General features: G+C 55.0%; 1 protein-coding gene. It reads left to right on the forward strand.

Annotated features, from left to right (window positions below; translation table 11 throughout):
• The first annotated feature begins 74 nt into the window (after positions 1 to 74).
• Complete coding sequence (locus MUY35_RS17040) at positions 75 to 668, forward strand: pyridoxamine 5'-phosphate oxidase family protein (RefSeq protein WP_248370381.1); 594 nt, start codon at positions 75 to 77, stop codon at positions 666 to 668.
• The last annotated feature ends 49 nt before the right edge of the window (positions 669 to 717 follow it).

Here is a 717-nt window from a genome sequence, read left to right on the forward strand (position 1 = left end):
GCGGGACAAGGCGGACGTTCGGAAAACCAGAGAATCTATGGTATTCTGCCCCAAGTTGCCGCAGAGGACCAACTATGTCAGAACGATCCACCAGCATGTATCATGACGGACATCGCGAATTGCAGGACAAGTTTGACGGTCGCCGCATGGCAGATGCGTTGGAGAAGCATCGTCGGTTTTCCACGTTTCGAGAGCGAGATGTCAGCTTCATCGAAAGCGCGGAGTTCTTCTTTATCGCGACGGCGCATGGGCCAAGCGTCGACTGCTCTTTTCGGGGCGGCGCACCAGGGTTTGTGCGGGTAACTGGCCCCGCAAGTTTGGAGTGGTCGGATTATGATGGAAACTCCATGTACCGTAGCCTTGGCAACGCAATGAAATCGCCTCGTGTCGGGCTGCTTTTCATTGAATTCGGGGCACACCCCAAACGCTTGCGCGTCAATGGTATATGCGCACTGCTGGATGGTCCGACTCCCAAGGGTCACAAGATGACTGTGCAGGTCAGCGCCGACGAGATTTTTCCGAACTGTCCGCGATATATCCCTGATCTTACCAAAGCTGCGGCATCTTCCTTTGTCCCTGACGAGACCGGATCTAGCGCCAAACCTGACTGGAAAAATGCGGAGGATTTGCGCGGTGCGCTTCCGGCGAATGATCCACACCGGGAATAGCAGCAATGGCAATCGGCATAGTTCGGACAACCGTCACAATGGGCTCAAA

Origin of the sequence: Aliiroseovarius sp. S1339, assembly GCF_023195695.1 — a bacterium.
Taxonomy (GTDB): Bacteria; Pseudomonadota; Alphaproteobacteria; order Rhodobacterales; family Rhodobacteraceae; genus Aliiroseovarius.